The sequence below is a fragment of the Variovorax sp. CCNWLW225 genome (assembly GCF_037204045.1).
In the GTDB taxonomy this organism is placed as follows: Bacteria; Pseudomonadota; Gammaproteobacteria; order Burkholderiales; family Burkholderiaceae_C; genus Variovorax.
Genome location: NZ_JBBCBV010000003.1, coordinates 132,280 through 155,924 on the forward strand (window position 1 = coordinate 132,280; position 23,645 = coordinate 155,924).

The 23,645-nt window shown below is 65.8% G+C and carries 18 protein-coding genes; 15 read left to right on the forward strand and 3 right to left on the reverse strand.

The features are described 5' to 3' along the window. Positions 1-69 precede the first annotated feature (69 nt). On the reverse strand, positions 70-3,600 hold the full coding sequence (locus V9L20_RS08360; RefSeq protein WP_337296219.1) for a transglutaminase family protein: 3,531 nt from the start codon (positions 3,598-3,600) through the stop codon (positions 70-72). 139 nt (positions 3,601-3,739) lie between these two features. On the opposite strand from V9L20_RS08360, the gene V9L20_RS08365 reads away from it, so the two are divergent. The 4 genes from V9L20_RS08365 to V9L20_RS08380 all read left to right on the forward strand — a co-directional run bounded on the left by V9L20_RS08365 (position 3,740) and on the right by V9L20_RS08380 (position 9,335). Beyond that, positions 3,740-6,184 (forward strand): DNA internalization-related competence protein ComEC/Rec2, encoded by a 2,445-nt coding sequence (locus V9L20_RS08365; protein ID WP_337296220.1) that lies wholly within the window; start codon positions 3,740-3,742, stop codon positions 6,182-6,184. A 91-nt stretch (positions 6,185-6,275) separates the two neighbouring features. After that, a complete protein-coding gene (locus V9L20_RS08370; RefSeq protein ID WP_337296221.1) occupies positions 6,276-7,775 on the forward strand; it encodes a circularly permuted type 2 ATP-grasp protein in 1,500 nt (499 codons plus the stop codon). A gap of 44 nt (positions 7,776-7,819) precedes the next feature. After that, a complete protein-coding gene (locus V9L20_RS08375; RefSeq protein WP_157614652.1) occupies positions 7,820-8,776 on the forward strand; it encodes an alpha-E domain-containing protein in 957 nt (318 codons plus the stop codon). A 13-nt stretch (positions 8,777-8,789) separates the two neighbouring features. Continuing rightward, positions 8,790-9,335, forward strand: a complete 546-nt coding sequence (locus V9L20_RS08380) for a prolyl hydroxylase family protein (RefSeq protein ID WP_337296222.1) — start codon at positions 8,790-8,792, stop codon at positions 9,333-9,335. Between the two features lie 18 nt (positions 9,336-9,353). On the opposite strand, the gene glpK is transcribed toward V9L20_RS08380, so the two are convergent. Together glpK and V9L20_RS08390 are read right to left on the reverse strand one after the other, a co-directional pair. Beyond that, positions 9,354-10,847, reverse strand: coding sequence for a glycerol kinase GlpK (glpK, locus tag V9L20_RS08385; protein ID WP_337296223.1), 1,494 nt, complete (start codon positions 10,845-10,847; stop codon positions 9,354-9,356). Positions 10,848-11,231: 384 nt separating this feature from the next. Then, positions 11,232-11,999, reverse strand: coding sequence for a DeoR/GlpR family DNA-binding transcription regulator (locus tag V9L20_RS08390; protein ID WP_126749018.1), 768 nt, complete (start codon positions 11,997-11,999; stop codon positions 11,232-11,234). A 121-nt stretch (positions 12,000-12,120) separates the two neighbouring features. Between V9L20_RS08390 and glpD the strand changes: the two genes are divergently transcribed. The 11 genes from glpD (at position 12,121) to V9L20_RS08445 (ending at position 23,556) form a co-directional block, all read left to right on the forward strand. Further along, complete coding sequence (gene glpD / locus V9L20_RS08395; protein WP_337296224.1) at positions 12,121-13,794, forward strand: glycerol-3-phosphate dehydrogenase; 1,674 nt, start codon at positions 12,121-12,123, stop codon at positions 13,792-13,794. After that, positions 13,794-14,867, forward strand: a complete 1,074-nt coding sequence (locus V9L20_RS08400) for an ABC transporter ATP-binding protein (protein WP_337296225.1) — start codon at positions 13,794-13,796, stop codon at positions 14,865-14,867. The genes glpD and V9L20_RS08400 overlap by 1 nt, the downstream gene beginning before the upstream one ends. Before the next feature lie 2 nt (positions 14,868-14,869). Further along, on the forward strand, positions 14,870-15,940 hold the full coding sequence (locus V9L20_RS08405) for an ABC transporter ATP-binding protein (protein ID WP_281148660.1): 1,071 nt from the start codon (positions 14,870-14,872) through the stop codon (positions 15,938-15,940). 55 nt (positions 15,941-15,995) lie between these two features. Continuing rightward, entirely contained in the window at positions 15,996-16,886 is an 891-nt protein-coding gene (locus tag V9L20_RS08410) for a carbohydrate ABC transporter permease (RefSeq protein WP_337296226.1), read from the forward strand. Next, positions 16,883-17,695, forward strand: coding sequence for a carbohydrate ABC transporter permease (locus V9L20_RS08415; RefSeq protein WP_126749023.1), 813 nt, complete (start codon positions 16,883-16,885; stop codon positions 17,693-17,695). Before V9L20_RS08410 ends, V9L20_RS08415 begins: the two co-directional genes overlap by 4 nt. A 1-nt stretch (position 17,696) precedes the next feature. Further along, on the forward strand, positions 17,697-18,005 hold the full coding sequence (locus V9L20_RS08420) for a DUF2160 domain-containing protein (protein WP_126749024.1): 309 nt from the start codon (positions 17,697-17,699) through the stop codon (positions 18,003-18,005). A gap of 92 nt (positions 18,006-18,097) precedes the next feature. Continuing rightward, on the forward strand, positions 18,098-19,918 hold the full coding sequence (locus V9L20_RS08425; RefSeq protein WP_337296227.1) for an ABC transporter substrate-binding protein: 1,821 nt from the start codon (positions 18,098-18,100) through the stop codon (positions 19,916-19,918). Positions 19,919-20,122: 204 nt separating this feature from the next. Next, positions 20,123-21,055, forward strand: coding sequence for a dialkylrecorsinol condensing enzyme (locus V9L20_RS08430; RefSeq protein WP_337296228.1), 933 nt, complete (start codon positions 20,123-20,125; stop codon positions 21,053-21,055). Further along, positions 21,045-22,181, forward strand: a complete 1,137-nt coding sequence (locus V9L20_RS08435) for a beta-ketoacyl-ACP synthase III (protein WP_337296229.1) — start codon at positions 21,045-21,047, stop codon at positions 22,179-22,181. Before V9L20_RS08430 ends, V9L20_RS08435 begins: the two co-directional genes overlap by 11 nt. Positions 22,182-22,183: 2 nt before the next feature. Continuing rightward, entirely contained in the window at positions 22,184-22,579 is a 396-nt protein-coding gene (locus tag V9L20_RS08440) for a hypothetical protein (RefSeq protein ID WP_337296230.1), read from the forward strand. Then, the gene (locus tag V9L20_RS08445) at positions 22,576-23,556 is read left to right on the forward strand and encodes a BtrH N-terminal domain-containing protein (RefSeq protein WP_337296231.1); all 981 of its coding nucleotides are present in this window, start codon (positions 22,576-22,578) and stop codon (positions 23,554-23,556) included. The genes V9L20_RS08440 and V9L20_RS08445 overlap by 4 nt, the downstream gene beginning before the upstream one ends. Positions 23,557-23,645 lie beyond the last annotated feature (89 nt).

Consider the following 23,645-nt stretch of genomic DNA (forward strand, 5'->3'; position numbering starts at 1 on the left):
CACATTGCCGTCACCGGGTGAGATGGCGGGCGATGTGCTAAATGTCCCCTTGCGTCCCTTTAAGGCCTTTCACCGCCGCAAATCGAGGGTGAACGGGAATTCGCGGCTGCCCGCGAGCTCGATGGTGGCCGGCGGCGTGCGCATCAGGCCGGGCGTATGGCCCATGCGCGCAAAGCGCGACATGCGGCGGCTTTCCGCCTCATAGGCGTTCACAGGCAGGGTGTCGTAGTTGCGTCCGCCCGGGTGGGCGACGTAGTACTGGCAGCCGCCCAGCGAGCGCTTCATCCAGGTGTCGACAATGTCGAAGGTGAGCGGCGCATGCGCGCCAATGCTCGGATGCAGCGCCGAGGGCGGGTTCCAGGCCTTGTAGCGCACGCCCGCGACGAACTCGCCCACGGTGCCGGTGGGCTGCAGCGGCAGCACCTTGCCGTTGACGGTGATCACGTGGCGGCTTTCGTTCAGGCCGGTCACGCGCACCTCGATGCGTTCGAGCGACGAATCGACATAGCGCACCGTGCCGCCGGCCGAGCCTTCTTCGCCCATCACGTGCCAGGGCTCCAGCGCGTTGCGCAGCGAAAGCTCCACGCCCATGGCCTGCACCTGGCCCACCAGCGGGAAGCGGAACTCGAAATGCGGCGCGAACCAGTCGACATCGAACGCGAAACCGGCCTGGCGCATTTCGCTGATCACGTCGTCGAAATCCATCTTGACGAAGGTCGGCAGCAGGAAGCGGTCGTGCAGCTCGGTGCCCCAGCGCGTAACGGGCGCCTTGTACGGGGCGTCCCAGAAGCGCGCCACCAGGGCGCGGATCAGCAACTGCTGCGCAATGCTCATGCGCGCATGCGGCGGCATTTCGAAGGCGCGCAGTTCGAGCAGGCCGAGGCGGCCGGTGCTCGAATCGGGCGAGTAGAGCTTGTCGATGCAGAACTCGCTGCGGTGCGTGTTGCCCGACACGTCGATCAGGATGTTGCGCAGTGTGCGGTCGACCAGCCACGCCGGCATGTTCTGGCCATGGATCTCGCGGTTCCGCGCGATTTCCTTCAGGGCGATTTCGAGCTCGTAGACCTGGTCGTTGCGCGCTTCGTCCACGCGCGGCGCCTGGCTGGTCGGGCCGATGAACATGCCCGAGAACAGATAGCTCAGCGACGGATGGTTGTGCCAGTAGAGCAGCAGGCTGGCCAGCAGCTCGGGCCGCCGCAGGAAGGGGCTGTCGGCCGGCGTGGCGCCGCCCATCACAAAGTGGTTGCCGCCGCCGGTGCCGGTGTGGCGGCCGTCGGTCATGAACTTCTCGGCCGACAGGCGGGTTTCGAAGGCGGCGTTGTAGAGAAACTCGGTGTGGTCGACCAGTTCCTTCCAGCTGTGCGCCGGATGGATGTTGACTTCGATCACGCCCGGGTCCGGGGTGACGGCCAGCATTTTCAGGCGCGGATCGCGCGGCGGCGGATAGCCTTCCATCACGATGCGCATGCCGAGCTGCTCGGCCGTGGCTTCGACGGCCGCGACCAGGTCGAGGTAGTCCTCCAGGCGCGCGAGCGGCGGCATGAAGACGTACAGCACGCCCGAGGCGCTGCCCTTTTTCTCGGCCGCCGGGCCGTTGGCGCGGCGCGGGTCGCGCACTTCGACGCACAGCGCGGTGCGCGTGACCCAATGGGCCGATTCGCCGCGCAAGGGCTGGCGGGTGGCCGGGTTCGCGGAGCGGTCTGCGGTTTCGGCCGCCGCATCGCCCTTCGCTGCATCGCCGGTGGTGGCTGCGCTGCCGCCGGGCGACTGCATGCGCAAGGCGGCGGGCACCGCGGGCGGGGCACCGAAGTCGTAGGGCACGGCGCCAAGGTCGGCGCCCGTGGCACCGCCCGCAGGTACCGCGTAACGCGCGCGGTAGTCGGCTGAAGTAGGCAACGCGGCGCGCGGTGCGGTCGGGTCGCGCTCGACCAGGTAGGGATAGTCGCCCTTGCTGGCCCAGGGCTGCGAGTCGAGCGGCAGTCGGTAGCCCATGGGCGAATCGCCCGGGATCAGGTAGAGCCGGTCGTCGCGCAGGAACCAGGGGCCGGTTTTCCAGCCCGGGCCTGCGAGTGCGGGCGCATCGGCATCGGCGTTGCCGGGTTCGAGCGGCAGCATGTAGCCGATGACCGCGTCGAGCTTTTGCGTGAACACGCGGCGCAGGCGAACGCGCTCGAGCTCGTCGTCCAGCTTCGACTCGAAGGGGTCGACGTTCACCGGCAACCTGCGTTCGCGCCACAGGTAGTAGTAGACGTCTTCATAGCCGGGCTGCACATAGCGCTCGGTAATGCCGAGCTTGTGCGCCAGCACGGTGGTGAAGCGGCGTGCGTCTTCGCTCGTGTAGTGCGTGGGCACGCGCTCGTCGGCAAAGAGCTCGGGGTTGTGCCAGAGCGTCTGGCCGTCGGCGCGCCAGAAGATCGACAGCGCCCAGCGCGGCAACTGCTCGCCGGGGTACCACTTGCCCTGGCCGAAGTGGAGAAAGCCGCCCTGACCGTATTCCGCGCGCAGCCTGTGGACGAGCTCGGTGGCATAGCCGCGCTTCGTGGGGCCGAGCGCATCGGTGTTCCATTCGGGCGCGTCGCGGTCGCTGGTGGCCACATAAGTGGGCTCGCCGCCCATGGTGAGCCGCACGTCGCCGGCCTTCAGGCGCGCATCGACCGCGTCGCCGAGCGCGAGCACTTCGGCCCATTGCTCTTCGGTATAGGGCTTGGTGACGCGCGGCGATTCGTAGATGCGCGTGACCTTCATCTCGTGGCCGAACTCGACCTCCGACTCGTCGACGCCGCCTTCGATGGGCGCCGCGCTCGAAGGCGTGGGCGTGCAGGCGAGCGGAATGTGGCCTTCGCCGGCCATGAGGCCCGAGGTGGCATCCAAGCCGACCCAGCCCGCGCCGGGCAGGAACACTTCGCACCAGGCGTGCAGGTCGGTGAAGTCGACCGTGGTGCCGCTCGGGCCGTCGAGCGCCTTCACGTCGGGGGTCAGCTGGATCAGGTAGCCCGAAACAAAACGCGCCGCCAGGCCGCAATGGCGCAGCAGCTGCACCAGCAACCAGCCTGAGTCGCGGCACGAGCCGCTGCCGTTGGTGAGCGTTTCTTCCGGCGTCTGCACGCCGGGCTCCATGCGGATCAGGTAGTTGACGTCTTTCTGGACCTGCTGGTTCAGGCCGACCAGGAAGTCGATGGTGCGCTGTTCCTTGCGGTCGATCTTGTCGAGGTAGGCCGAAACGAGAGGCGTGGCTTCTTCGGTGACCAGGTAGGGCGCGAGTTCCTCGGCCTGCGAAGCGGTGTACTTGAACGGAAAGTTCTCGGCCTGCGGCTCGAGGAAGAAGTCGAACGGGTTGTAGACCGCCATCTCGACCACCAGGTCGACCGTGACCTTGAACTCGCGCGTCTTCTCGGGAAACACGAGCCGCGCCTGGTAGTTGGCGAACGGGTCCTGCATCCAGTTGACGAAGTGCTCGGCCGGCTCGACCTTGAGCGAATACGAGATGACGTTGCTGCGGCAATGCGGCGCGGGACGCAAGCGCACGACCTGCGGGCCCAACTGCACCAGGCGGTCGTATTTGTAGTGGGTGACGTGGTGGAGTGCGGCGTGAATGGACATGCGTTTGTGTGCAGTACTGCGAGATTGCATCGAAAAGATGTCTCTTGTGAGACGCATACTAGCCCAGATACCAAGCAATTAACGCGCCATTGAGCGTGGGTCCGGGGAGGGCTTGCATCGTGTGTTCTGGAGTTTGCCGTTGACGCGCGCACGGGCGTCGGGCGGCGCCGCGGCCGGATCGTGGGCCTTTGCTGCGCTGGGCGGGACCTTGGTTGGTGCGGCGTTGCAGCTGCATCAGGCGCGGCTATGGAGCGCGGCGTTCTATGCGGCTTTGTTCTTCGCTGGCCTTGCGGGATTGGTTGTGCTCTCCAGGCGGCGAACGTCTTATTTGCCGATGCTCGTTGCCCTGGCCTGCGGCGCATCCGCCGGGGGTGGCCTTGCGGGATGGCGGGCGGTAGCCTACGCGAACGGCGCGCTGGACCCGGTCCTCGAAGGGCGCGATCTCCAGGTGACCGGCGTGGTGGCGCAAATGCCCCAGCACAACGAGGGCGGCACGCGCTTCCGGCTCGATGTCGAATCGGCACGCTGGGCCGATGAGCGCGTTGACTCTCCCGTCCGTGTGCCGACGCGCATTTCGCTCGGCTGGTATCGCGACGACACCAGCTTGTGGGGGCGCGCGCCGGAGGGGCGTGCCGGCGCAACGGTCGACGCGGCGGCCCCGCTGCATGCGGGTGAACGCTGGCGCCTCACGGTGCGGCTGAAGGCGCCGCACGGCAACCTCAATCCGCATGGTTTCGACAACGAGCTGTGGATGTGGGAGCAGGGTGTGCGCGCCAGCGGCTATGTGCGAACGGGCGCTCGCGATGCCGCACCGATGCGCCTTCAAGCCACATGGCTGCACCCGCTCGAACGTGCGCGCGAAGCAGTGCGCGATGCAGTGTTCGAACGCGTGACCGACGCACGGCAGGCAGGCGTGATTGCCGCCCTTGTCACTGGCGACCAGGGCGCTATCGACCGCGGTGACTGGGACATCTTCCGCGCCACCGGGGTTGCGCACCTGATGTCGATCTCGGGCCTGCACATCACCATGTTCGCTTGGCTCGCCGCGCACGCGGTGGGGGCGGCGTGGCGGCGCAGCGTATGGCTCATGCTGCGCTTTCCCGCGCCGCAGGCCGCACTCGTCGGCGGCGTGCTGTTGGCCGGGCTGTATGCGCTCTTCAGCGGCTGGGGCGTTCCCTCGCAGCGCACAGTCTGGATGCTGGCCACAGCGGCGCTGCTGCGGCTTACCGGGCGGCGTTGGCCATGGCCGCATGTGTGGCTGCTGATCGCGGCGGTGGTGGTGGCTATCGACCCTTGGGCGCTGAGGCAGGCGGGCTTCTGGCTCAGCTTCGTCGCGGTCGGCGTGCTGTTCACGACCGGCTTCATGAGGCCTGCCGGCGAGACGACCGGGCGATCGCTTCGGCTGTTGGCGTTTTTTCGCGAGCAATGGGTGATCACGCTGGCTCTTACCCCGCTGAGCCTGCTGCTTTTTCAGCAGGTGTCGGTAGTGGGCCTGCTGGCCAACGCGGTCGCTATTCCGTGGGTGACGCTCGTGATCACGCCGTTGGCGATGCTGGGGGCCGCTGTGCCGCCTCTTTGGGACCTTGCGGCGTGGGCCGTGCAGGCGCTGGCCGTGCTGCTGAAGTGGCTTGCCGCCTTGCCCTATGCCACGCTGTCGATGGCCGCTCCCCCAGTGTGGATGGCCGGCTTTGGCGTGGCAGGCGGCGTGCTGCTGGCCATGCGCCTGCCGTGGTCGCTGCGTCTGCTCGGCCTGCCGCTTCTGCTGCCGGTGCTGCTGTGGCAGGCGCCCCGGCCTCCCGCCGGGCAATTCGAAGTGCTTGCGGCCGACATCGGGCAGGGGAACGCGGTTCTCGTGCGCACCGCAACCCACAGCCTGCTGTACGACGCCGGCCCGCGCTACAGCCTGGAAAGCGACGCCGGCCACCGCGTGCTGGTGCCCTTGCTGCGTGCACTGGGCGAACGGCTGGACATGCTTGTGCTGAGCCACCGCGACAGCGACCACACCGGGGGCGCGGCCGCGGTGCTCGCCATGCAGCCCCAGGCCGAAGTCCTGAGTTCGATCGAAGCCACCCATCCGCTGCAGGCCGTCCGCCCGAACCGGCGCTGCGAAGCAGGCCAGCGCTGGACCTGGGACGGGGTGGATTTCGAAATTCTCCATCCCGCGCCGACCGACTATCTTTTTTTCACCAAGCCCAACGCGATTTCATGCGTGCTGCGCATCGCGAACGGCCACGCCACGGTGCTGCTGGCCGGCGACAACGAGCGCCTGCAAGAGGCTGCCTTGGTCGCGCGAACCCCGGAGCTTCGCGCCGACGTGCTGCTCGCGCCGCATCACGGCAGCAAGACCTCGTCGAGCGCGGCGCTGCTCGAAGCGGTGCGTCCGCGCGTTGCGCTGGTCCAGGCGGGCTATCGCAACCGCTTCGGCCATCCGGCCCGCGAGGTGGTCGAGCGTTATGCCGCCCATGGCGTGCGGCTCGTCGAAAACGTGCCTTGCGGCGCAGCGCTATGGCGCAGCCAGGCACCGGAAGAGGTTGGCTGCGAGCGGGAGCGCAATGCCCGCTATTGGCACCATCGCCTGCCTTGAAAAGCGGCGCGCGGTGCGGAATCCGCGCCAACATAGGGCTTTCACTGGCCTCGAACTTGCTAAGCTATGGCTCAAGGAGATTGGTCGTTCCATGCACAAATTCGATGAGATGTATGAGCAGTTGCCCTATGCGGGGTCTGCAATCAGGCAGCACTACAAGCGCTACGACCAATGGCTTGCAAAGCAGCCTGGCGAGGTCATGCGGGCGCGGCGAGAAGAGGCGGAAATGATCTTCCGCCGGGTCGGCATCACCTTTGCGGTGTACGGCGCCAAGGACGAAGACGGTTCGGGTACCGAGCGGCTCATTCCGTTCGACCTGTTGCCGCGCATCATTCCCGCCCATGAGTGGGAGAACATGGAAAAAGGGCTGGTGCAGCGCGTGACGGCGCTCAACCGCTTCTTGCATGACGTGTATCACGACCAGGAAATCATCAAGGCCGGCATCATTCCGGCTGAGCAGATCCTGAACAACGCGCAGTTCCGCCCCGAGATGATGGGTGTGAGCGTGCCCCACAACGTGTACTCCAACATCTCGGGCATCGACATCGTCCGCGCGCCCGACGCCCAGGGCAACGGCGAGTACTACGTGCTCGAAGACAACCTGCGCGTGCCCAGCGGCGTGAGCTACATGCTCGAAAACCGCAAGATGATGATGCGGCTCTTTCCCGAGCTGTTCAACCAGAACCGCATTGCGCCCGTGGCGCACTACCCCGACCTGCTGCTCGAAACGCTGCGCGCCAGCGCGCCGCCCGCCACGGCGGAACCCACCGTGGTCGTGCTGACTCCCGGCATGTACAACAGCGCCTACTTCGAGCACGCCTTCCTGGCCCAGCAAATGGGCGTGGAACTGGTCGAGGGGCAAGATCTCTTCGTACGCGACGACTTCGTCTACATGCGCACCACGCGCGGGCCGAAGCGCGTGGACGTGATCTACCGCCGCGTCGACGACGATTTTCTCGACCCCGAGGTGTTCCGCCCCACGTCCACGCTCGGTTGCGCGGGCCTGATGCGCGCCTACCGCGAGGGCAACGTCGTCATCTGCAATGCGGTGGGTACGGGCGTGGCCGACGACAAGTCGATCTACCCCTACGTGCCCAAGATGGTCGAGTTCTACCTCGGCGAGCAGCCGATCCTGAAGAACGTGCCCACCTACATGTGCCGCAACAAGGACGAGCTGCAATACACGCTCGACAACATGAAGGACCTGGTCGTGAAGGAGGTGCATGGCGCCGGCGGCTACGGCATGCTGATCGGCCCGGCCGCCACCGTGGCCGAGATCGAGGAGTTCAAGAAGGCCGTGATCGCCAAGCCCGACGGCTACATCGCCCAGCCCACGCTGAGCCTTTCCACGTCGCCCACCTTTGTGGACGCCGGCATCGCGCCGCGCCATATCGACCTGCGCCCCTTCGTGCTCTCGGGCAAGGAAGTGCAGATGGTGCCAGGCGGCCTCACCCGCGTGGCGCTCAAGGAAGGCTCGCTGGTGGTCAATTCGTCGCAGGGCGGCGGCACCAAGGACACCTGGATCCTCGAGGCGGACCGCGGCGCCAAGCCCAAGGCGGGGCAATCGCAAAGCCAATCGCAGTCGGCCTGAACGCAGCAGGCAAGCAAGCAAAGCAAGGAATCAGGAGAACAAGAATGCTGTCACGCACTGCCGATCACCTCTACTGGATGTCGCGCTACACAGAGCGCGCGGAAAACACCGCGCGCATGCTCGACGTCAACTACCAGACCTCGCTCTTGCCCCAGTCGGCCGAAGTGGCCAAGTACGGCTGGCAGGGCGTGCTGTCCATCAGCGAGCTGCTGCCTTCGTACAACAAGAAGTACGAGCAGATCACGCCCAACGAGGTGATGGAGTTCATGGTCAAGGACGAGAGCAATCCGTCGTCGATCGTTTCCTGCCTGAAGGCGGCGCGCGAAAACGCACGCGCGGTTCGCGGTGCGCTCACCACCGAGGCGTGGGAAACCCAGAACACCACCTGGCTCGAAGTGAATCGCATGCTGCGCGCGGGAGATTTCGAGCGCGACCCGGCGCAGTTCTTCGAATGGGTCAAGTTCCGCTCGCATCTGTCGCGCGGCGTCACGCTCGGCACCATGCTGCAGGACGAGGCCTTTTACTTCTCGCGCCTGGGCACTTTCCTGGAGCGCGCCGACAACACCGCGCGCCTGGTGGACGTGAAGTTTCACGCCCTCAACAGCGAGTTCTTCGGCACCGCTACCGAGGAAGACCAGGAGTACGACTTCTATCACTGGAGCGCCATTCTGCGCAGCGTCTCTGCCTTCGAGGTGTACCGCAAGGTGTACCGCGACGTGATCAAGCCCGAGCGCGTGGCCGAGTTGCTCATTCTTCGCGCCGACATGCCGCGTTCACTGCACGCGAGCCTGGTCGAGGTGGTGAACAACCTTGCCAAGGTGCAGAACGAGCAGAGCGCCGAAACCCAGCGCCGCGCCGGCAAGCTGCTGGCCGACCTGCAGTACGCGCGGGTCGACGAAATCCTGGCGACCGGGCTGCATGCCTACCTCACGCAGTTTCTCGACCGGGTGAACGAGTTGGGCGGCCGAATCAGCCAGGACTTTCTGGTTCCGGCGCACTGAGCACGGCCAACGCGTGCGGCTAGTCGCCCATTCGCCGCGTGCCTTCTCGATCGATGGCTTTCTCGAGCCAGAGGAGTGCGAAGAGCTGATCGCGCTTGCCGAGCGCGAAGGCTTCGCCTCGGCAGGTGTGCGAACCGCGGACGGGCCGAAGGCCATGCCGGCCATCCGCAACAACGAACGCGCGATGCTGCCTTCAGCGAACTGGGTTGCGCTGCTCTGGGCGCGGCTCGGAACAGTCTCGCTGCCCGAAGTGGCCGGGCATGTGGCGCGGGGGCTGCCGAAGGACCTGCGCTTCTACAAGTATTCGCCCGGCCAGCGCTTCAAGATGCACAAGGACGGGCCGTGGCATGAGGACGGGCTCACGAGCCAACTCACGCTGCTCGTCTACCTGAACGACGGCTTCACGGGCGGCGACACCGACTTTCGCGAGTTCCGCGTAAAGCCCGAAGCCGGCGCTGCGTTGCTTTTCGTTCACGACACCTGGCATGAAGGTGCGGCGATCGAAGAGGGCACAAAGTACGTGCTGCGCTCCGACGTGATGTACGGCCCCGGCGCCTGAGCATGGGCGGGGCGGCGCTCAGCTCGCCGTCGCCTGCCGCACTGCGCGCTCCCAGCGCGCCATCGATTCCTCGGCCTGCGCGCGGCCCATGGTCGGCATGAAGCGGCGCTCCACTTTCCACAGTTTCGACAACTGGCGTGCGTCGCTGTAGACGCCGGTCGACAGGCCCGCGAGGTAGGCGGCGCCCAGCGCGGTGGTCTCGATCACTTCGGGCCGTACCACGGGAATACCCAGCAGGTCGGCCTGGAACTGCATCAGCAGGTCGTTCACGCTGGCGCCGCCGTCCACCCGCAATTCGGCCACGGGCGTGCCGCCGGCAGCGACCGCATCGCGGCTCATGGCCTGCAGCAGTGCGGCGCTCTGGTAGGCGATGCTTTCGAGCGCGGCGCGCGCGATGTGCGCCACCGTGGTTCCGCGCGTCAGGCCGGTGATGGTGCCGCGTGCATCGGCGTTCCAGTAGGGCGCGCCCAGGCCGGTGAAGGCCGGCACCATCATCACGCCGCCCGCGTCGGGCACGCTTTCAGCAAGCGACTGCACTTCGGCGCTGCCCTTGATGGCCTTGAGCCCGTCGCGCAGCCACTGCACCACGGCGCCGCCGACGAAGACGCTGCCTTCCATGGCGTACTGCGGCGTGGCGTCGGTCTGCGCGGCGCTGGTCACGAGCAGGCCGTTGTGCGAGGGCTGGAATGCCGCGCCCGTGTGCATGAGCAGGAAGCAGCCGGTGCCGTAGGTGTTCTTGGCCATGCCGGCTGCAAAGCAGGCCTGGCCGAAGAGGGCGCTCTGCTGGTCGCCGGCCACGCCGCCGATGGGCAGCGCGCGGCCGAGCAGTGCCTCGTCGGTGTCTGCAAAGTGGGAGCTCGACGGTTGCACCTTGGGCATGAGCGCGGCGGGAATGTCGAGTGCCTTGAGGAGGTCGGCATCCCATTCGTTGCTGTGCACGTTGAAGAGCATGGTGCGCGAGGCATTGCTCACATCGGTGACGTGCACCTTGCCGCCGGTAAGCTGCCACATGAGCCAGCTGTCGACGGTGCCGAAGGCAAGATCGCCACGCTCGGCCTGGGCGCGTGCGCCGGGCACGTTGTCGAGCAGCCAGCGCAGCTTGGTGCCGGAAAAATACGCATCGATGACCAGTCCGGTTTTTTCCTGGATGGTGCCGGTCATGCCATCCTCGCGCAGCTTTGCGCACAGCGGTTCGGCGCGCCGGTCTTGCCACACGATGGCGTGGTGCACGGGCTGGCCGGTCTTGCGGTTCCACAGCACGGTAGTTTCGCGCTGGTTAGTAATGCCGATGGCATGAATGTCAGAAGACTGGAGCTTGGCCTTGACCAGCACTTCGCGCGCGGTGGCCAGCTGGCTGTGCCAGATTTCCATCGGGTCGTGTTCTACCCAGCCGGGCTGCGGATAGATCTGCGTGAGCTCCTTCTGGGCGATGGCAACGATGTGGCCTTCGCGGTCGAACACGATGCTGCGGGAGCTGGAGGTGCCTTGGTCGAGTGCTAGCAAGTAGGTCATGGCTTGGGTGTTCCTTGGAGTCTGGTCGTGCTGGTCATGCGACTTGTGTTCTTGGCGCTGTCGTTTTCGCGCCGTCGTTCCAGGGCGTGTGCAAAGGCCACCGGGTACTCCCCTCCGCGAATGTCCCCCGGGGCTGCGCCCCTCCTCCTTTATTTCGCTGCGCGGAGCACCCGATGCCCTGTGCACCTGGGCACACTCTGGGTGTACCGCTGATCAACGACTGCTCTTTACAACGCACCCGCTGGCGGGGTGCCTTGCGCAGCGAAACAAAGGAGGAGGTGCGGAAGCCCGCAGGCCGGGGGACATTCGCGGAGAAAGGTACCCCGTCGGCGGGTGCGCGCCCTGAACTCCCCTCGGCAGAGCGAACAGAAATCAGCCCCATCTTCAATCGCGCGCAATCTCAAGCCGCACTTGCGCCGCATGCAGCAAGTCGGCAAAAGGCGGCGGCGGCTCCGCGTCGGTAAACAGACGGTCGATCTGCGAGAGCGTGCCCAGCTGGATCATCGCCGGCCGGTTGAACTTGCTCGCGTCGGCCGCCAGCCACACCTCCCGGGCTTGCGCGATGATGGTTTGCGCCACCTTCACTTCACGCAAGTCGAAGTCGCGCAATGAACCGTCGGCCTCGATGCTCGACACCCCGATCAGTGCGATGTCGACCTTGAACTGGCGGATGAAATCGATGGTGGCCTCGCCAACGATGGCGCGGTCGCGCGGCCGCACCGAACCGCCTGCCACGATCACCTCGCACGAGGTATTGCCGCTCAATATGGTCGCCACGTTCAGGTTGTTGGTGATCACGCGCAGGCCCGTGTGCCGCAGCAGGGCCTTGGCAATGGCTTCGGTGGTGGTGCCGATGTTGAGGATCAGCGAACAGTCGTTGGGCACCAGCTCGGCAACGCGTCGCGCAATGCGCGCCTTGCCTTCGGCATGCAGTGTTTCGCGCTGCTGGTAGCCGATGTTCTCGGTGGTGGAACTCGGCACCCGCACGCCGCCATGAAAACGCGTGAGCAGGCCTTCGTCGGCCAGCCGCTGCACGTCGCGCCGCACCGTTTGCAGCGTGACGCCGAGCATCTCGGCCAGCTGTTCCACGGTGACGGAGCCGCGCGTGCGCACGGTATCGAGAAGGTTGATCTGGCGCGGATTGGAATTCACAAAAGCGTCGTGGAGAACGGGAAGACTCTCTGGAGAGTACAGGCCGTGCCACTTTAAAACGAAAGAAAACGAACCGTACTAAGGGAAAACTCGGAGGAAAATCGCGTCAAAAGGAATCCAAATGAAAAGACGCGAAAATACAATGGCGCCCTTCAGTGATCTAAGTCACGAACCAACGGGCCCATCTTCTGTGAGCGATTTCTCCTCCAATTCGCCTCTGCCGGCAACCGATTGCGATGTGCTGATCGTCGGCGGCGGCATCAACGGGTGCGGTATTGCGCGCGACCTGGCGGGCCGGGGCTGGCGCGTGGTGCTGTGCGAGAAGGACGATCTCGCCTCGCACACGTCTTCCTCATCGACCAAGCTCATCCACGGCGGGCTGCGCTACCTGGAGTATTACGAGTTCTCGCTCGTGCGCAAGGCACTGCAGGAGCGCGAAGTGCTGCTCAAGAGCGCGCCGCACATCATGTGGCCGCTTCGCTTCGTCATGCCGCATGATCCGTCGATGCGGCCTGGCTGGATGATCCGCATCGGCCTTTTCATGTACGACCACCTCGCCAAGCGCGAAGTGCTGCCGGGCTCGCGCAGCATCGACCTGCGCAGCCATGCGGCCGGCGCGCCGCTCAAGCCGCAGTTCAAGCGCGGCTTTGTCTATTCAGACGGCTGGGTCGACGACGCGCGGCTGGTGGTGCTCAATGCCGTGGACGCCCGGGCGCGCGGTGCCGAGGTGCTCACGCGCACTCGCTGCGTTCATGCGCAGCGCGACGCAGAAGGCTGGACGGCCACGCTCGAGGCCGCGGACGACGGCATTCGCGTGGTGCGCGCCCGTGCCGTGGTCAATGCGGCGGGGCCGTGGGCGGAATCGTTTCTGCGTGGTGTGGCGCAGTCGGCCAAGGGCGAGGCGCTGGCAACCCGGCACCTGCGGCTGGTCAAGGGCAGCCACATCGTGGTGCGGCGCCTCTTCGAGCACGACCATGCCTACATCTTCCAGAACCCCGACAAGCGCATCATCTTCGCGATTCCGTACCAGGACGAGTTCACGCTGATCGGCACCACCGACATCGAACTGAACGCCGACGATCCCGGCGCGGCGCGCATTGCCGACGAAGAAATTTCCTATCTCTGCACCCAGGCCAGCCGCTATTTCGAAAAGCCGATCGTACCGGCCGACGTGGTCTGGACCTACTCGGGAGTGCGCCCGCTGCTGGACGACGCCTCGGGCGACCCCTCGGCCGTGACGCGCGACTACATGCTCGAGTCCAACACCACCGCGGCGCCTCTGCTGTCGGTATGGGGCGGCAAGATCACCACCTTTCGCAAGCTGGCCGAAGACGCGGCCGACGAGGTCGGCAAGATGCTCGGCCAGCCGAACACGCAACGCCCCGCCTGGACCGACGGCGCCTTTCTTGCGGGCGGCGATCTTTCCGGATGGATCGGCGCGCCGAAGCGCCCGGACGACGACTTCGAACGCTTCGTGACTGCCGTGCAGGCCCGCTACCCGTGGCTCGACGCCAGGCTTGCGCGGCGTCTCGCACGCGCCTATGGTGCGCGCGTGGCCGAGCTGCTCGGCGATGCGCAGTCCATGGCCGACATGGGCGACGCCGTGGCGCCGGGACTTCATGAGCGCGAACTGCGGTTTCTGCAGAAGAGCGAATGGGCCATGAGCGCGGACGACGTGCTCTGGCGCCGGTCGAAGCTCGGCCTGCGCTACACGGCCGAAGAACGCGCGCAGGTGGCCGCCTGGCTGCAGGCGCATGCAAAGAACAACAGCAACACGATCAACCGGGAGCGCTGATGCAATTGACTCTGGAGCGCGTCACCAAGAAGGTCGGCGCGCAAACATGGCTCTACGAGCAGAGCATCGCCCCGCGCAGCGGCGCGGTCACCGTGCTGCTGGGCGCCACCCAGGCCGGCAAGACCAGCCTAATGCGGCTCATGGCGGGGCTCGATACGCCGACCACCGGCAAGGTGCTGGTCGACGGCAAGGACGTCACCGGCATGCCGGTGCGCGAGCGCAACGTGGCCATGGTGTACCAGCAGTTCATCAACTACCCGTCGCTCAAGGTGGCCGACAACATCGCCTCGCCGCTCAAGCTGCGCGGTGAGAAGAACGTCGATGCCCGGGTGCGCGAGCTGGCCAACAAGCTGCACATCGGCATGTTCCTCGACCGCTATCCGGCGGAGCTTTCGGGCGGGCAGCAGCAGCGCGTGGCGCTGGCGCGCGCGCTCGCCAAGAACGCGCCGCTCATGCTGCTCGACGAGCCGCTGGTCAACCTCGACTACAAGCTGCGCGAAGGCCTGCGTGAGGAGCTGACGCAGCTGTTCGCAAGCGGCGACTCCACCGTGATCTATGCCACCACCGAGCCCGGCGAGGCGCTGCTGCTCGGCGGCTACACGGCCGTGATGGACGCGGGCGAGCTGTTGCAATACGGGCCGACGGCCGAGGTGTTTCACGCGCCGCAGTCGCTGCGCGTGGCGCGCGCCTTCAGCGATCCGCCGATGAACCTGCTGCCCGGCACCGCATCGGCCGGCCGTGTGCAACTTGCCGGCGGCCCGGCGCTGGCACTGGCCGTGCCTGAAAACGTTTCGGGCGCTGTCACCGTCGGCCTGCGCGCGAGCGCGCTCAACGTGGGCGCGGGGGAGGGCGACATCGGCCTGTCCGGCAAGGTGGAGCTGGCCGAGATTTCGGGCTCCGACACCTTCGTTCACGTCGATACCGCGGTCGGCGAACTGGTGGCGCAGCTCACCGGTGTGCACCGCTTCGAACTGGGCGCCTCGATCACGCTGTATTTCAGCCCGTCGCAAGCCTATGTGTTCGATGCCGGCGAAAAGCTGGCGCTCGCGCCGGCATGGCGCAAAGGAAACTAGTCATGGCACGCATCGACCTGGACCTGGCCCACGCCTACCGCCCCAACCCCACGCAGGACAGCGACTATGCGCTGCTGCCGCTGCAGATGAGCTTTCGCGACGGCGGCGCCTATGCCTTGCTCGGCCCCTCGGGCTGCGGCAAGACGACCATGCTGAACATCATTTCGGGCCTGCTGGTGCCTTCGCAGGGCACGGTGAAGTTCGACGGCCGCGACATGACGCGCGCCACGCCTCAGGAACGCAACATCGCGCAGGTGTTCCAGTTTCCGGTGATCTACGACACCATGACGGTGGCCGAGAACCTCGCGTTCCCGCTGCGCAACCGCAAGGTGCCTGAAGACCAGATCAAGAAGCGCGTGGGCGAGATCGCCGAAATGCTCGACATGAGCGGCCAGCTCAACCAGCGCGCGGCAGGCCTCGCGGCCGATGCCAAGCAGAAGATCTCGCTCGGCCGCGGGCTGGTGCGCAGCGACGTGTCGGCCGTGCTGTTCGACGAGCCGCTCACGGTGATCGACCCGCACCTGAAGTGGCAGCTGCGCCGCAAGCTCAAGCAGATTCACCGCGAGCTCAAGCTCACGCTGATCTACGTGACGCACGACCAGGTCGAGGCGCTTACCTTTGCCGAAGAGGTCGTGGTCATGACGCGCGGCAAGGCCGTGCAGGTGGGCAGCGCCGAGGCACTGTTCGAGCGGCCGGCCCACACCTTCGTCGGCCACTTCATCGGCTCGCCCGGCATGAATTTCCTGGCGGCAAACAACACGAACGGCGCGCTCGAAGTGGCAGGCACGCCGCTGGTCCCGACGCGCCAGCTGCCCGAAGGCTCGATCAAGCTGGGCATCCGGCCCGAATACCTGCGGGTGGTCGAAGCGCGCGCGCAGGGCGCCGTGCCTGCCACCGTCACGCAGGTGCAGGACGTGGGCACCCACGCGATGCTGAGCGCCGACGCCGGCGGCACTGCGCTCAAGGCGCGCCTGCATGCCGATGCGCCGCTGCCCGCCGTAGGCGAGACCGTGTGGCTGCGCGTGCTGGACACCCACACCTGCTATTACCGCGACGAGGAGCTGGTTGCATGAAGAACAACGCATCGCAACAAGGCCGCGCCAATCCCGTACAGAAGATGGAAGCCCCATGGACACCGTGAACAAACCCATCAACCAGAAGGCCTGGTGGCTGGTGCTGCCGGTACTGATCTGCGTGGCCTTCTCGGCCATCGTGCCGCTGATGACGGTCGTCAACTACTCGGTGCAGGACATTATCTCGCCCGAGCGCCGTGTTTTCGTCGGCACCGAATGGTTTGCCGCCGTCATGCGCGACGGTGAGCTCCATGCTGCGCTCTGGCGCCAGCTCGGCTTCTCGCTGTCGGTGCTCGCGGTCGAGATTCCCCTGGGCATTGCGCTCGCGCTCTCGATGCCGGCCACGGGATGGAAGTCGTCGGCGGTGCTGGTGGTGGTGGCGCTGTCGCTGCTCATTCCCTGGAACGTGGTCGGAACCATCTGGCAGATCTACGGCCGCGCCGACATCGGGCTCCTGGGCCATGCGCTGCAGAAGATGGGCATCAACTACAGCTACACCGGCGACGCGACCGATGCGTGGCTTACCGTGCTGATGATGGACGTGTGGCATTGGACACCGCTGGTGGCGCTGCTGTGCTTTGCGGGCCTGCGCTCGATTCCCGATGCCTACTACCAGGCCGCGCGCATCGACGGCGCCAGCAAGTTCGCGGTGTTCCGCTATATCCAGCTGCCCAAGATGCGCGGCGTGCTGATGATCGCGGTGCTGCTGCGCTTCATGGACAGCTTCATGATCTACACCGAGCCCTTCGTGCTGACCGGCGGCGGGCCGGGCAATGCGACGACTTTTCTGAGCCAATACCTCACGCAGAAGGCGGTCGGCCAGTTCGACCTGGGCCCGGCGGCGGCTTTCTCGCTGATCTATTTCCTGATCATCCTGCTGCTGTGCTTCATCCTCTACAACTGGATGCAGCGCGTCGGTACCCAGAAGGCGGAGGTGGAGCAATGAACGAGCGCAGATTCCGCAAGCGCAGCATCTTCCTGCTGCTCTATATTCTTTTTGCGCTGTTGCCCATCTACTGGATGGTCAACATGAGCTTCAAGACGAACGGCGAAATCCTTTCGAGCTTCTCGTTCTTTCCGCAGCAGTTCACCTGGGCCAACTACACACGCATCTTCACCGACGCCTCGTGGTACTCGGGCTACATCAACAGCCTGATCTACGTGGGCATCAACACGGTCATTTCGCTGACCGTGGCGCTGCCGGCGGCCTATGCGTTTTCGCGCTATTCGTTCCTGGGCGACAAGCACGTTTTCTTCTGGCTCTTGACCAACCGCATGACGCCGCCCGCGGTGTTCCTGCTGCCGTTCTTCCAGCTCTACAGCACCGTCGGTCTGATGGACACGCACCTGGGTGTGGCGCTCGCACACTTGCTGTTCAACGTGCCGTTGGCCGTGTGGATTCTCGAAGGCTTCATGAGCGGCATTCCGCGCGAGATCGATGAAACCGCCTACATCGACGGCTATAGCTTTCCGAAGTTCTTCATCCGCATTTTCCTGCCACTGATCAAGGCCGGCGTGGGCGTGGCGGCGTTCTTCTGCTTCATGTTCAGCTGGGTCGAACTGCTGCTGGCGCGCACGCTCACCAGCGTCAACGCCAAGCCGATTGTTGCAACCATGACGCGCACCGTGAGCGCCTCGGGCATGGACTGGGCTACGCTTGCGGCCGCCGGCGTGCTCACCATCGTGCCGGGCGCCATTGTGATCTGGTTCGTGCGGCACTACATCGCCAAGGGCTTTGCGATGGGGAGAGTCTGAAATGTTTGCCTGGATGTCCTGGACCACTCCGGTGGCCGTGTTCTTCATTTGCATCGCGCTCATGCTGGTCGGCATGACGGTGTGGGAGATCAAGTCGCCCACCACGCTGCGGCGCGGCTGGCTGCCGATCGAGACCACGCGCGGCGACCGCCTGTTCATCGGGCTGCTCTCGGCGGCCTATATCAACCTGATCTACATCGGCCTTGCGGAATGGGCAAAGTCTGCAATGACGCTGCAGGCCGAGCCGTCGATCTGGATCGGCTTTGTGTTTTCGATGCTGGTGCTCGCGCTGATCATGCGCAAGGGCTAGCTCGCGTACTCCGGCAATTCGGCCCGGTGCTTCCCCGGGGCCGAGGTGAATACAGCCGCACACGGGGAAGCGAAGGAACGAGGAGATAAACCATGAAGTTGCGCTACACCGCGCTGGCGGCCGCTATGGTGCTGGCACTGTCGGCCTGCGGAAAGAAGGACGAGCCTGCGGCCCAGGCTCCGGCAAGTACCCCGGCACCGGCTCCGGCAGCGGCGCCCGCCGCGGCCACCCCGGCGGCGGCACCGGCGGCGCCCGATGCGGCGGCCAAGTGGATCGACAGCGAATTCCAGCCGTCGACGCTCAGCAAGACGCAGCAGGCCGAAGAACTGAAATGGTTCGTCGATGCCGCGGCGAAGCTCAAGGCCAAGGGGGTGACCGAGATCTCCGTGGTCTCCGAAACCATCACCACGCATGAATACGAGTCGAAGACGCTGGCCCGCGCCTTCGAGGAAATCACCGGCATCAAGGTGAAGCACGACCTGATCCAGGAAGGCGACGTGGTCGAGAAGCTGCAGACCTCCATGCAGTCGGGCAAGTCGATCTACGACGGCTGGATTTCGGACTCGGACCTGATCGGTACCCACTACCGCTACGGCAAGATGATGAACCTGACCGACTACATGGCCGGTCCGGGCAAGGAGTTCACCAACCCGGGCCTCGATGTGGCCGACTTCATCGGCACCAAGTTCACCACCGCACCCGACGGCAAGCTCTACCAGCTGCCCGACCAGCAGTTTGCCAACCTGTACTGGTTCCGCGCCGACCTGTTCGACCGCCCCGACCTGAAGGAAAAGTTCAAGGCCAAGTACGGCTACGACCTGGGCGTGCCGCTCAACTGGAGCGCCTACGAGGACATCGCCGAGTTCTTCAGCGTGGACGTGAAGACCATCGACGGCAAGCCGATCTATGGCCACATGGACTACGGCAAGAAGGACCCGTCGCTGGGCTGGCGCTTCACCGATGCATGGCTCTCGATGGCCGGCACCGCGGACGTCGGCATTCCGAACGGCCTGCCGATCGACGAGTGGGGCATTCGCGTGGCCGACGACAAGTGCACGCCCGTGGGCGCGGCCGTGTCGCGCGGCGGCGCCACCAACTCGCCGGCGGCCGTGTATGCGCTGACCAAGTACGTGGACTGGATGAAGAAGTACGCGCCGCGTGAAGCCACCGGCATGACCTTCGGCGAAGCCGGCCCCGTGCCCGCCCAGGGCCAGATCGCGCAGCAGATCTTCTGGTACACGGCCTTCACGGCGGACATGGTCAAGCCGGGCCTGCCGGTGGTCAACGCCGACGGCACGCCCAAGTGGCGCATGGCCCCGGGACCGAACGGCCCCTACTGGAAGCAGGGCATGCAGAACGGCTACCAGGACGTGGGTTCGTGGTCGTTCTTCAAGGGCCATGACGAGAACAAGACCGCGGCAGCCTGGCTGTACGCGCAGTTCGTCACCTCCAAGACGGTGTCGCTCAAGAAGACCGTCGTGGGCCTGACGCCCATCCGCGAATCGGACATCAAGTCGCAGGCGATGACCGACATGGCGCCCAAGCTGGGCGGCCTGGTCGAGTTCTACCGCAGCCCGGCGCGCGTGGCGTGGTCGCCGACCGGCACCAACGTGCCCGACTATCCGAAGCTGGCCCAGCTCTGGTGGAAGAACGTGGCCGAGGCCGTCACCGGCGAGAAGACGCCGCAGAAGGCAATGGACACGCTGGCCGACGAGATGGACGACGTGATGGCCCGCCTGGAGCGCGCAGGCATGGACAAGTGCGCGCCCAAGCTCAACCCGAAGGGCGACCCCGCCAAGTGGCTGAGCGACCAGCACGCCCCCTGGAAGAAGCTGGCCAACGAGAAGCCGAAGGGTGAAACCATCGAGTACAACAAGCTGCTCACGGCCTGGAAGGAAGGCAAGGTGCGCTGACCCTTCAGCGTTCTTTCTGGCCCTCTCAAGAGCCGCGCCCCAAAAGGCGCGGCTTTTTTCGTCCATTCGTGGGATCGGCGCGACGGCATGACCAATGGCAGATGCGCCTGGCGTACGGTTGGCTTACATTCGACGGCCCTCGTTTCGCCCCAGCAAGTGACTTCAAGCATTTCCAGCCCCGCCGCGCGCCCCAAACGTGTCCTGGTGATTCACTATTCGCAGACCGGCCAGCTCGGCAGCGTCGCCGAGCAGATCGTCGCGCCGCTCAGAACCGATCCGGGAATCTCCGTGCATGTCGAAACGCTGCGGCCGCTGGCGGATTTTCCGTTTCCCTGGCCCTTCCTGACCTTCTTCGACGCCTTTCCCGAATCGGCGCACCTGAAGCCGCCGCCGCTGGCGCCGCTTTCGCTCACAGGGGACGAGCACTTCGACCTGGTCATCCTGCCGTACCAGGTCTGGTTTCTGGCGCCGTCGCAGCCGATCGTCGCCTTCCTGAAGCATCCGCTGGCAGCGCAGCTGCTGCAGGGCAAGCCCGTCGTTACGGTGATCGCCTGCCGCAACATGTGGCTGCTGGCGCATGAAAAGCTCAAGGGCCTGCTCAACGCCGTCGGCGCCCGCCTGATCGACAACGTGGTGCTGACCGACCCCGGCCCGACGCTGGCCACCTTCTTCACCACGCCGGCCTGGCTGATCTGGGGCCGCAAGCGCGGTTTCTGGGGCATGCCCGACGCCGGCCTCACCGAAGGGCAGATCCGGGGTGCCGGCCGTTTTGGCCGCGCGCTGCGCGAGGCGCTGCACAACGATCTCGAACGCGGATCGCAGCCACTGCTCTCCGGCCTTGGGGCCGTTCAGGCCAACGCAAAGCTCCTGATCAGCGAAAAGGCCGGCACCCGCAGCTTTTTTCTGTGGGGCAAGCTGATCATGGCCGCGGGACGGCCGGGCGCGTGGCAGCGCAAGCCGTTGCTGCTGCTGTACGTGGCCTTCCTCCTCGTGCTCATTGTCACGGTCGTGCCTGTGAGCTTGACGCTCCAGGCGCTGCTGCGGCCGCTTTTCAAGGGGTGGCTGACTAAAATGACAGCTCATTTCGAGCGCCCGTCGGGCTCGGCCACGGACCGTTCTCCCCGCTATGACGACTGATGTCTTCCTGACCCGCACTGCCGCCTTTCTGCCCTTTTCCCCGGTCAGCAATGAAGACATCGAAGACGTTCTTGGTCGCATCGGCGGCAAGGCCTCGCGCGCGCGGCGGCTGATTCTTCGCAGCAACGGCATCCAGTCGCGGCACTACGCGATCGACCGGGCCACCGGCCAGCTCGCCATGAGCAACGCGCAGCTCACCGCTTCGGCCATCCGGGCGCTGGGCGACGACATCGGGCCGGTCGATTGCCTGGTGACCGGCACTTCGCTTCCCGACCAGCTGATGCCCAACCACGCGGTCATGGTGCACGGCGAGCTTGGCTGGCCCCGGCTCGAAGTGGTGGCTTGCGCGGGCATCTGCCTGGCGGGCACCACGGCGCTCAAGCACGCCTGGCTTTCGGTGCGTTCAGGCGACGCCCGCCGTGCGGTTGCCACGGGCTCTGAGCTGGCCTCGGCCGTGATGCGCGGCTCCCGCTTCGAGGCCGAGCTGGAGCACAAGCTGCAGGCGCTCGAGGAACGGCCCGAAATCGCTTTCGAAAAAGACTTTTTGCGCTGGATGCTTTCCGATGGTGCAGGCGCCGTGCTGCTCGAGCGCGAGCCGCGCGGCCCGCTGTCGCTGCGCGTGGAATGGATCGACCTGTCTTCCGCCGCGCACGAACTGCCGGTGTGCATGTATGCGGGTGCCGACAAGAACACCGAAGGCGGCCTGGACGGCTGGGCGCGCACCGCGCCCGAAGACTGGCAGCGCGAGTCGACCTTTGCCGTGAAGCAGGACGTGCGCCTGCTCAACGAGAACATCGTGCGTGCCACGCTGGGCGAGCCTCTGGCGGCCATCATCGAGAAGCGCGGCCTGAAGGCTTCCGATGTCGACTGGTTCCTGCCGCATCTCTCGTCCGGCTACTTCGTCGAGCCTGTGAGCCAATGCCTGGAGGCGATGGGTTTTGCCATTCCGCGCGAGCGCTGGTTCAGCAATCTTGCGACCAAGGGCAACACCGGCTCGGCATCGCCCTACATCATGCTCGACGAGCTGTTCCGTTCGGGCCGCATCAAGCCCGGCCACAAGCTGCTGATGTTCGTGCCCGAAAGCGGCCGCTTCTCCAGCGGCTTCATCTACCTGGAAGCCATCTAGCCATGGACCTCGACGCCGTTCCGCAAGAAGGCAACGCCACCCTCGATGGCCACGCCAAGCTCATGTACGCGCGCGATGCGCAGGGCCGCGTGGTCACCACGCGCTCGCGCGGCTGGGAGGCGGAAGAAATCGTCACCAGCCACGCAGTTGACGTGCTCGTCGAACAGGCGCAGGCCGCGAAGGAGCGAGTGACCCAGGGGCTCGCGTCTCCGCTCGAATACTGGATGTACGAGCGCCGCATGGACGTGGCACTGCTCTCGCAGACCAGCGGCTTCTGGCAATGGCGCGTGCGGCGCCACCTGAAGCCCAAGCATTTCGCGGCGCTGCCCGCGAAGCACCTGGCGCGCTACTCCGAGGCGCTGGGCCTGCCCGTTTCCACCTTGCAAGGCCTGCCGTGAAATTCGAACACCAGCAAGCGGCGCATTGCGAAAGCGGCGTCATCTCGAACCTGATGCGCCACCACGGCGTGCCCATGACCGAGAGCATGGCGCTCGGCCTCTCGTCGGCGCTGTCGTTCGCCTACCTGCCGTTCATCAAGCTGTCGGGCCTGCCGCTCGTCTCGTACCGCATGCCGCCCAAGGCCATCATCAAGGGCTTGCTGGCGCCAATGGCCGCGCGCTTCCGCTTCGAGACCTTTCGGAGCCCGGAAGCCGGCGCACAGCGCCTGGACGCACTCCTGGCCGACGGGCAGCTCGTGGGCTTGCAGACCTCGGTCTACTGGCTGCCGTACTTTCCGCCCAACATGCGCTTTCACTTCAACGCGCACAACCTGCTGGTGTACGGCAAGGAAGGCGACGACTACCTGATCAGCGACCCAGTGTTCGAAGAGCCGGTACGTTGCGCCAGCGCCGACCTTTCGCGCGCGCGCTTCGCCAAGGGCGTGCTCGCGCCCAAGGGCCTCATGTACTACCCGCAGGCCATCGAGCGCAAGACGGTCGATGCGGCCTCGGTCACAAAGGCCATCCGCAAGACCGTGCGCAACATGCTGGCGCCCATTCCCATCGTCGGCGTGCGCGGCATGCGTACGCTGGCCAACCGCATGCAGAAGCTTTCCCCGGCCGATCCGCGCAGCGTCGACTTCATCGGCCACGTGGTGCGCATGCAGGAAGAAATCGGTACCGGCGGGGCAGGCTTCCGCTTTATCTACGCCGGCTTTCTGCAAGAGGCCGCGGTACTGCTCGACAAGCCGCAGCTGCAGCAGATGTCCGAACGGCTCATCGCCATCGGCGACGGCTGGCGCGCTTTCGCACTCAAGGCGGCGCGCATGGTGAAGGGGCGCGAGCCGGTCGATCCTGCCGCGCTGGCTGGCAAGCTGCGGGAGCAGGCGCAGCAGGAGGAAACCTTCTTTCGCGACCTCAAGGCCGCTGTCGCCTGAGATGGGACCTCGTTCTTCGGTTCGTAGCGTTGTGCGTGAGGTGCGTTGTTCGGGGCGCTGCTGTTCAGGGCGCGCACCCGCCGACGGGG

What these genes read in the sequence shown, in the direction of transcription:
- V9L20_RS08360 (WP_337296219.1), bottom strand. Translation starts at nt 3,600, where the DNA reads ATGTCCATTCACGCCGCACTCCACCACGTCACCCACTACAAATACGAC.
- V9L20_RS08370 (WP_337296221.1), top strand. Translation starts at nt 6,276, where the DNA reads ATGCACAAATTCGATGAGATGTATGAGCAGTTGCCCTATGCGGGGTCT.
- V9L20_RS08375 (WP_157614652.1), top strand. Translation starts at nt 7,820, where the DNA reads ATGCTGTCACGCACTGCCGATCACCTCTACTGGATGTCGCGCTACACA.
- glpK (WP_337296223.1), bottom strand. Translation starts at nt 10,847, where the DNA reads ATGACCTACTTGCTAGCACTCGACCAAGGCACCTCCAGCTCCCGCAGC.
- glpD (WP_337296224.1), top strand. Translation starts at nt 12,121, where the DNA reads ATGAAAAGACGCGAAAATACAATGGCGCCCTTCAGTGATCTAAGTCAC.
- V9L20_RS08400 (WP_337296225.1), top strand. Translation starts at nt 13,794, where the DNA reads ATGCAATTGACTCTGGAGCGCGTCACCAAGAAGGTCGGCGCGCAAACA.
- V9L20_RS08405 (WP_281148660.1), top strand. Translation starts at nt 14,870, where the DNA reads ATGGCACGCATCGACCTGGACCTGGCCCACGCCTACCGCCCCAACCCC.
- V9L20_RS08410 (WP_337296226.1), top strand. Translation starts at nt 15,996, where the DNA reads ATGGACACCGTGAACAAACCCATCAACCAGAAGGCCTGGTGGCTGGTG.
- V9L20_RS08415 (WP_126749023.1), top strand. Translation starts at nt 16,883, where the DNA reads ATGAACGAGCGCAGATTCCGCAAGCGCAGCATCTTCCTGCTGCTCTAT.
- V9L20_RS08420 (WP_126749024.1), top strand. Translation starts at nt 17,697, where the DNA reads ATGTTTGCCTGGATGTCCTGGACCACTCCGGTGGCCGTGTTCTTCATT.
- V9L20_RS08425 (WP_337296227.1), top strand. Translation starts at nt 18,098, where the DNA reads ATGAAGTTGCGCTACACCGCGCTGGCGGCCGCTATGGTGCTGGCACTG.
- V9L20_RS08435 (WP_337296229.1), top strand. Translation starts at nt 21,045, where the DNA reads ATGACGACTGATGTCTTCCTGACCCGCACTGCCGCCTTTCTGCCCTTT.
- V9L20_RS08440 (WP_337296230.1), top strand. Translation starts at nt 22,184, where the DNA reads ATGGACCTCGACGCCGTTCCGCAAGAAGGCAACGCCACCCTCGATGGC.